This window comes from Streptococcus alactolyticus (assembly GCF_042649785.1).
Taxonomy (GTDB): Bacteria; Bacillota; Bacilli; order Lactobacillales; family Streptococcaceae; genus Streptococcus; species Streptococcus alactolyticus.
On the sequence record NZ_JBHRZX010000009.1, the window covers coordinates 1 to 7287 of the forward strand.

A 7287-nucleotide genomic window follows, 5' to 3' on the forward strand; every position below is an offset into this window, starting at 1 on the left:
CCAGTGGACTATTTTAGCCCGAGCTTAAAAAATGAGAAAGCGAGGGGAAAACGGTCGAGAACGATTTGAGCATACGGATGACAGTAGAGGTTGACACCGATAGCTCCTCAGCTATTTTTGTCATGGAGGTCTTTTCGATGAGTTTTTGAGCGATTTTTTGATTGAGGATCGTCGGGATTTGATGATTCTTCTTGACGAGAAAAGTCTCAGCGACTTGCATCTTTCGACAGTTTGAACAACGAAAGCGACGCTTCTTAAGAAGGATTCGACACTTGAAGCCGACACAGTCCAGATAAGGGATTTTAGAGGCTTTCTGGAAGTCGTATTTAGTCATCTTTCCCCTACAATGCGAACAATCAGGTGCATCGTAATCAAGAGAAGCTATGATTTCCTTGTGTGTTTGACAGTCGATAATATCCTTGATAGTAATATTTTGGTCTTTCATTCCGGGTAGTTTTGTGATAGTATTGAAGTGTTCCATATGATTCTTTCTAATGAGTAGTTTCGTCGCTTTTCATTATAAGTCATATGGGGCTTTTTTTCTATGCACGAAAAGGCTCCATAACTTCTGACTGGGTGTTACCCACTACAGAAATTATAGAGCCAAAGAAGTCAAATATCAGATTTGACTTCTTTTTGTGTTAGTCATCGATAGGCAAATGCAAGTATGACTGGCCTAAATCCACGGTTAAGTGGTACTTGCTATTATCACGAATCGTATGTTCAAAATCAGTGGTGTAAAGCAAGACACGCAGCGTATCGCCCTTTTCTAGTTGGTAAAGGCTTGGTTGCAAGGTCAAGTCAAAGCACATCCACTTATCAGCAGTAACGTCCTCAATAGTCATGAGATCCGTGCGATTTTGCAGGTTCATAAGCCCTTTCGTAATCACACGCTCAGGTGTTTTAGTAAATGGCAATTCCTTGAGAGCCTCGCGAGAGAAATTGTGTCCATTGTCAATGGCGTGTAAACCAAGGACAGCTGGCAGGTCTTTGAAACGTTTTTTCTCACCGTAATCAAGTACCTGAGCAGACAAGATACCCTTATTGACACTTGATTTCACTTTCAGATGCAGGGTCATTTGACCGTTGATACGCCAGCTATCTTCCACTGGAAAATCAAGGCAAATGCTATTGGCTTTGCCAGCAAACAAGTCTTTTTTAAATGTTCTAAACTGCTTGCCATAACGTTCAAAATCAGCTTCGTCATACTGGTTATCAATGACTCGCTCTTCACTACCAAGAGCAAGGGTCACTTGTTTGTCACTACCAAATGTGTCCAATTTTTCCCATCTTTGTGGCTGGCTATTATCTTGCCAAACAACCGTCGGTAGCGTAAAGTGATTGTCTTGACCGAGCATTTTTTCTGAAAGCAAGGCATTCATGCTTTCACGAAAATCAATGGATTGCCAATTGTGCATGTAAACGTGCTCGCCATGGTGTAAAAAGGCGTGTTTTTCGACCGTGTCAGGCAGAGCATTGAAAATGTTGAAAACATGGCGCGGCTTGACATTCCAGTCCTGAAGCCCGTGAGTAAAGACGCAAGTCGCCTGTACCTTATCAGCGTGTGGTAGATAATTGCGGTCATGCCAAAATTGATTGTAATCCCCAAACGTGCGGTCCAATTGAGCGGATTGAGCATCAAGCAAGTCTTGGTAATGCGCATTATGACGGAGGTAATCTCCAGCCAATAAATTGCGTGAATAGGTTAATTCGGTCAATACGTCAAGGTCCTCACCAGGATAGCCACCAGGGCTGCAAACAAGACCATTTTCACGGTAATAATCATACCAAGATGAAATAGCTGACTCGGAAATAATAACCTTCAAACCGTCCACACCAGTGGTTGCAAGAGCCGTTGACATGGTTCCTAGGTAAGATTTCCCAGTTGTACACACCAAGCCACTAGCCCAATCTGCTAATACTTTCTTGTCGCGACGATGGCTAGAAAAGGCAATCGCTCTGCCATTTAACCAATCAATCACCGCTTTAAAGCTTTCCACTTGGGCATAGTCGCCGCTGGTCATAAAGCCATCAGAACCCGCTGTTCCGACGCCTGAAACATAGATATTTGCAAACCCACGCGCAAGGAAGTAATCGTTCAGGGTGTAGGGGTCAATAAAGTGGAAGCTTTCTTCACTATTTCCAACAGGCAGGTCCTCGTCAGCTAAGTTTAAAGGCTCAAAATCATGCGTTTCAACGTTTATCTTGCCCGCTGGTTTAACCGCTAATTCCCCTTCCATTTTGTACAATTTTTTGTCATTAGCAAGGCCATTTGTCCCTGCGTGGTAAGGGCTTGCTGTCATCATGGTTGGTAAGGGGTGCTTGCTTTTTGCACGAATAATAGTAACCTTAATCAAGTCGCTTTTAGCGTTTTGGTCCGTGTCAATCGGAGCTTGCACATAAACAATCTCACGGACGACATCTGTCGTATCAAAGGTAGCTAGAGATTTGCCATTAAAAAAGTGGTAGTCATTGTCAACGGGGATAAGCCCACGACTAACCACATCATCTAGTAAGGTCATGCCAGATTTATTTCGGCTGGCTAGTAGATGGTAAAGCGTCTCAAGCATATGCCCTTTTTGATAATGCACAGGAAAGGCTATTTTTTCTACAAATGCATTCGTATCTGTGAAATCCACATGAGGAATAAAGCCCAGCAATTGCAGTGCAACGGTGTTGAAAATATCCGTTGTCAAAGGCGCATCAGATTGGAAAAAGGTCAGCAAATCTGTGCCAAAATCAGCCAAAAGATTGTGGAGTGGATAGTCCGTATCCTCGTAGTTAAAGAAGATTTTGCGGCAGAAATTTTCCAAAGCCATCTTGTCTTCATGCTTTTGGTTGAGGTCAAATCCTAAGGCTTGCAATTCTTGTTCAACAATGGCGACAGGTCTTGGGATGAAAGAGAATTGATTGTATTTCATGAAACTTCCTTTCTATAAAAGTAAACGTTTTTATTTTAAAGAGAGCCTTTACATTGTCTATTATACTTGATAAAATGATACTTGTCTAAACTATAATTTTGGAGGAAACAAAAGACACATGGATGTTACATGGACTGTGAAATACATCACAGAATTTATCGGGACGGCATTCCTTATTATCCTTGGAAATGGTGCTGTTGCTAACGTTGAACTTAAAGGGACAAAAGGATACAGATCTGGTTGGATTATCATTGCCGTTGGTTATGGATTTGGTGTGATGATTCCAGCACTTATGTTTGGTAATGTTTCAGGAAACCACATTAACCCAGCCTTTACTTTGGCACTTGCTATTTCTGGTTTATTTGATTGGGCTCACGTTCCACAATATATTCTTGCTCAATTCTTAGGTGCAATGTGCGGTCAATTGCTTGTTGTGATGACTCACAAACCTTTCTACCTCAAAACAGAAAACCCAAATGCTATTCTTGGTTCATTCTCAACTATTTCAGCTGTTGACGATGGCACACAAGCAAGCCACAAAGCTGCTTGGATCAATGGTTTCCTAAACGAATTCTTAGGTTCATTTGTCCTATTCTTTGGCGCTATGGCTTTGACGAAAAACTACTTTGGTGCTGAATTGATCACACGCTTGACAACTTACGGTTATGATGTGACAACAGCAATAAGCCAAGTAGCTCCTTACACAACAGGATCACTTGCAGTAGCACACTTGGGTCTTGGTTTCCTTGTAATGACTTTGGTGGCTTCACTTGGAGGTCCTACAGGTCCAGGTCTTAACCCAGCGCGTGACCTTGGTCCACGTATTGTCCATGCTTTGCTTCCAAAATCAGTTCTTGGTGAACACAAGGGTGATTCTAAATGGTGGTATGCTTGGGTACCAGTAGTAGCTCCAATTCTTGCAGCTATTGCAGCCGTTTGCCTATTCAAATTCTTGTATTTATAATACCTGTTTTTTAAGAGCCTGTTTAGGCTCTTTTTCTTTTGCTAAAAAGTGGCTCTTTGTCAACTGTAGTGGGGTGACGTTAGCTAACATCAAGAGAGAACCAAATTGTTTTTTTCTTTTTTGGGAAGAATCTCCTCTGTGCATCTTATATGTTGATTTTTGCAACTTATAGGCCAAAAGAATATAAATTTTATTGATGGAGCTATACTAATAATGTCAAATGTGACAAATTTTAATAAGGAGGAAACCTAGAGGATTAGTGGTGAAATACTTAAAAAAACTTCTACTCTTGCTTTGCATTGGTGCAATCTACAATCTATATTTTACTCTCATAAATTCAAGTTTAACGTCTTGGATCAATATTATTATATTCATAATATTCGGATATGTTGAAGTGTTTGCTTTAGAGTTATTATTTAAATACTCCATCAAATTTCAGAAAAAACATCTATATCCAAATACTTACTATATTTTTAATATCTAGTATAGTTGAAATGGCATATATGCTGGTTGTTGGCTTGAGTTTTACTATAGCAATCCGTTTTGTTTTGCTAGAAATACCTATTACAATCATTGGTTTATTGTATTGGAAGTATCATGTTGATAAAATTGAAAAATTATTAAGAGACAAAAAATCTAATCTATCAAATTGATTTTTATGATTAACATTGCTATTCTAGTTTATCAATTACATAAGTTTCGAAAACTCATTTTTGATAATCTCTTGATAACCCGTGGTCTGAAATAATAGGTTAGATAATAAACGAATAAAGTCTCTAATAGGTGCTTGGTATTACTGACATTTATCAAAGAATGATAAATGAGATAAAAAAGGATCTTAAGAAAGCTACAATTCTCAAAGCGTTAATCAACACGATTATATTAACGTTTATGGGCATTCAAGAGTCATCTCTGGCTGGTAGTGTCTACTACAGAAATTATAGAGCCTAAAAAGCACATAATTTCTTGTCAAATGCTATTTTTTTTTCTACAATAGAGTAGCCGCCTATATAAGAGATGCTTTTGGCATTACACAACATAGCAAGGAGAGATAAATGACATTATTTGACGGCATCACCTTTAAACACCCTGTTTTACGCGTGAATAACCGTGACCACAATATTGATTTTTACAAACGACTAGGATTTAAATTGGTAGTTGAGGAGAACGCCCTTGCTATTTTTTCAGCTAAAAATAAAAAGGCTAGTTTCATCATTGAAGAATCGCCACATCCCCGTACAAGAGCTGTAGAGGGCACTAAAAAGACCAATCAACTGGTCGTTAAACTCCCAAATGCAAACGAGTTATTGGCTGTTTTAGGAAATGGTGTTGTTGTTGAACGTTTGTTTGAAGGCGACAAAGGTTTCGCTTTTGAAACGATTTCTCCAGAAGGTGACCTCTTCTTGCTGCACGTAGAAGACGATGTAGCCACTTTGAAAGAAATTGAGCCAAAGAGCTTCCCTCAAAACGGAGACTTGGCTATCGTTTCAGATTTTCAATTTGAGCAAATCACGCTTAATGTCGCTGATGAAGCTGCAGCACGTGCTTTCTACGACGATGTTTTTGCTGGGGAATTTCCTGTGGATATGCGTTTTGTTCAGGCCAGTGGACCTGATTTGACAGTAGAACCGCATGAAACATGGGATTTGGATATTTTGGAATGCCAAGTACCCCAAGACTATGATTTGAAACACTTGTCTGATTTTCTAGAACAAAAGGGTCAAGAGGTTTACTTAGACAAAAAAGAAAAAGTCCTTGTGCTTTCAGACCCTAATCGCATTGAAATTTGGTTTACAAAATGATGGATTTATTAGATATTGTCCATGACCAAATGACACGTCATATTTACAATGGAGCCTCTGTGGCTCTTTTTAAAAATGGTCAGTGGACGGAGCATTACATTGGTACAATTGATGGGAAAACACCTGTTCAACCCAATCGCATTTACGATTTAGCCTCAGTATCAAAAGTTGTCGGTGTGGGAACGGTGATGATTTCGCTTTTACAGGAGAAAACTTGGGATTTAGACGCCCCTTTGGTGCACTGTTACCCTGATTTTCAGGACAATACGGTGACCTTGCGGCAACTCTTAACCCATGGCAGTGGCATTGATCCTTTTATTCCTAACCGTGATAAGCTAAACGCACAGGAGTTGAAAGCGGCTATCAATCACATTCGAGTGACCGACTCTAAAGCTTTTTTGTACACCGACATTAACTTTTTGCTGCTAGGTTTCATGTTAGAATACCAGTTGGGGCAATCCTTGGATGAGATTTTCAAGGAGCTTGTTTTTCAGCCTTTTGGGATGGAAAAGACCAGCTTTGGTCCTGTAAAAGGGGCGGTTCCAACGCTTTCAGGTGTTACGGACGGTATGGTTCATGATCCCAAAGCTAAGGTTTTGGGCCATCACTCAGGTTCTGCGGGCTTGTTTTCAACGGTCAAGGATTTGGAAGTGTTCTGCCAGCATTATTTGACGGACGACTTTGCTCGTGGCATTTGGCGTAATTTTAGCAGTACGGCAAAGGAGCGCTCTCTAGCTTGGAACAAGGAAGGGGACTGGTTGGACCATACAGGCTATACTGGACCTTATATCGCCATTAATCGCAAGGAGCAAAAAGCAGCGATTTTTTTGACAAATCGCACCTATGATTACGATGATAGACCGCTTTGGATTGAAGAACGAAAATTGATTTCGCAATGGATTCAGAAACATTTCTAAGCATGTCCGCCTCATAGTTGAGGTGGTTTTTTTGATGATCTTAACAACACAAAAAGCAGCCTTGCCTATCGACAAGACTGCTTTTTTCGGCTCTATAATTTCTGTAGTGGGTAACACCCAGTCAGAAGTTATGGAGCCTTTTTGTGCATAGAAAAAAAGCCCCATATGACCTATAATGAAAAGCGACGAAACTACTCATTAGAAAGAATCATATGGAACACTTCAATACTATCACAAAACTACTCGGAATGAAAGACCAAAATATTACTATCAAGGATATTATCGACTGTCAAACACACAAGGAAATTATAGCTTCTCTTGATTACGATGCTCCGAACTGTCCTGCTTGTGGGACAAAGATGGGGAAGTATGACTTTCAAAAAGCCTCTAAAATCCCTTATCTGGACTGTGTCGGCTTCAAGTGTCGAATCCTGCTTAAGAAGCGTCGCTTTCGTTGTTCAAACTGTCGAAAGATGCAAGTCGCTGAGACTTCTCTCGTCAAGAAGAATCATCAAATCCCGACGATCCTCAATCAAAAAATCATCGAAAAGACCTCCATAACAAAAATAGCTGAGGAGCTATCGGTGTCAACCTCAACTGTCATCCGTAAGCTCAATGAGTTTCAGTTTAAAACCAACTTGAATCACCTGCCTACTGTCATGAGCTGGGATGAGTATAGTTTT

General features: G+C 40.2%; 5 protein-coding genes and 1 pseudogene. 4 read left to right on the forward strand and 2 right to left on the reverse strand.

Translation table 11 applies throughout. The features are described 5' to 3' along the window. Positions 1-58: 58 nt before the first annotated feature. Positions 59-481: pseudogene (locus ACFORE_RS02450) on the reverse strand (transposase family protein); the annotation flags it as partial. A 160-nt stretch (positions 482-641) separates the two neighbouring features. Beyond that, positions 642-2921: a Xaa-Pro dipeptidyl-peptidase gene (locus tag ACFORE_RS02455; protein ID WP_154455489.1), complete on the reverse strand. Its 2280-nt coding sequence runs from the start codon at positions 2919-2921 to the stop codon at positions 642-644. Between the two features lie 118 nt (positions 2922-3039). Here ACFORE_RS02455 and gla point away from each other — a divergent pair, with 118 nt between their 5' ends. From gla to ACFORE_RS02475, 4 genes are all read left to right on the forward strand, one after another. Continuing rightward, on the forward strand, positions 3040-3885 hold the full coding sequence (gla, locus tag ACFORE_RS02460) for an aquaglyceroporin Gla (protein ID WP_154455488.1): 846 nt from the start codon (positions 3040-3042) through the stop codon (positions 3883-3885). A gap of 1055 nt (positions 3886-4940) precedes the next feature. Continuing rightward, a complete protein-coding gene (locus ACFORE_RS02465) occupies positions 4941-5687 on the forward strand; it encodes a CppA family protein (protein ID WP_380434947.1) in 747 nt (248 codons plus the stop codon). Further along, the gene (locus ACFORE_RS02470; RefSeq protein WP_380434948.1) at positions 5684-6604 is read left to right on the forward strand and encodes a serine hydrolase domain-containing protein; all 921 of its coding nucleotides are present in this window, start codon (positions 5684-5686) and stop codon (positions 6602-6604) included. The genes ACFORE_RS02465 and ACFORE_RS02470 overlap by 4 nt, the downstream gene beginning before the upstream one ends. A 212-nt stretch (positions 6605-6816) precedes the next feature. Further along, a partial coding sequence (locus ACFORE_RS02475) for a transposase family protein (RefSeq protein WP_380434949.1) occupies positions 6817-7287 on the forward strand: 471 nt, incomplete at its 3' end.

Coding starts and splice junctions, on each gene's coding strand:
- ACFORE_RS02455 (WP_154455489.1), bottom strand. CDS start 2,921: ATGAAATACAATCAATTCTCTTTCATCCCAAGACCTGTCGCCATTGTT.
- gla (WP_154455488.1), top strand. CDS start 3,040: ATGGATGTTACATGGACTGTGAAATACATCACAGAATTTATCGGGACG.
- ACFORE_RS02465 (WP_380434947.1), top strand. CDS start 4,941: ATGACATTATTTGACGGCATCACCTTTAAACACCCTGTTTTACGCGTG.
- ACFORE_RS02470 (WP_380434948.1), top strand. CDS start 5,684: ATGATGGATTTATTAGATATTGTCCATGACCAAATGACACGTCATATT.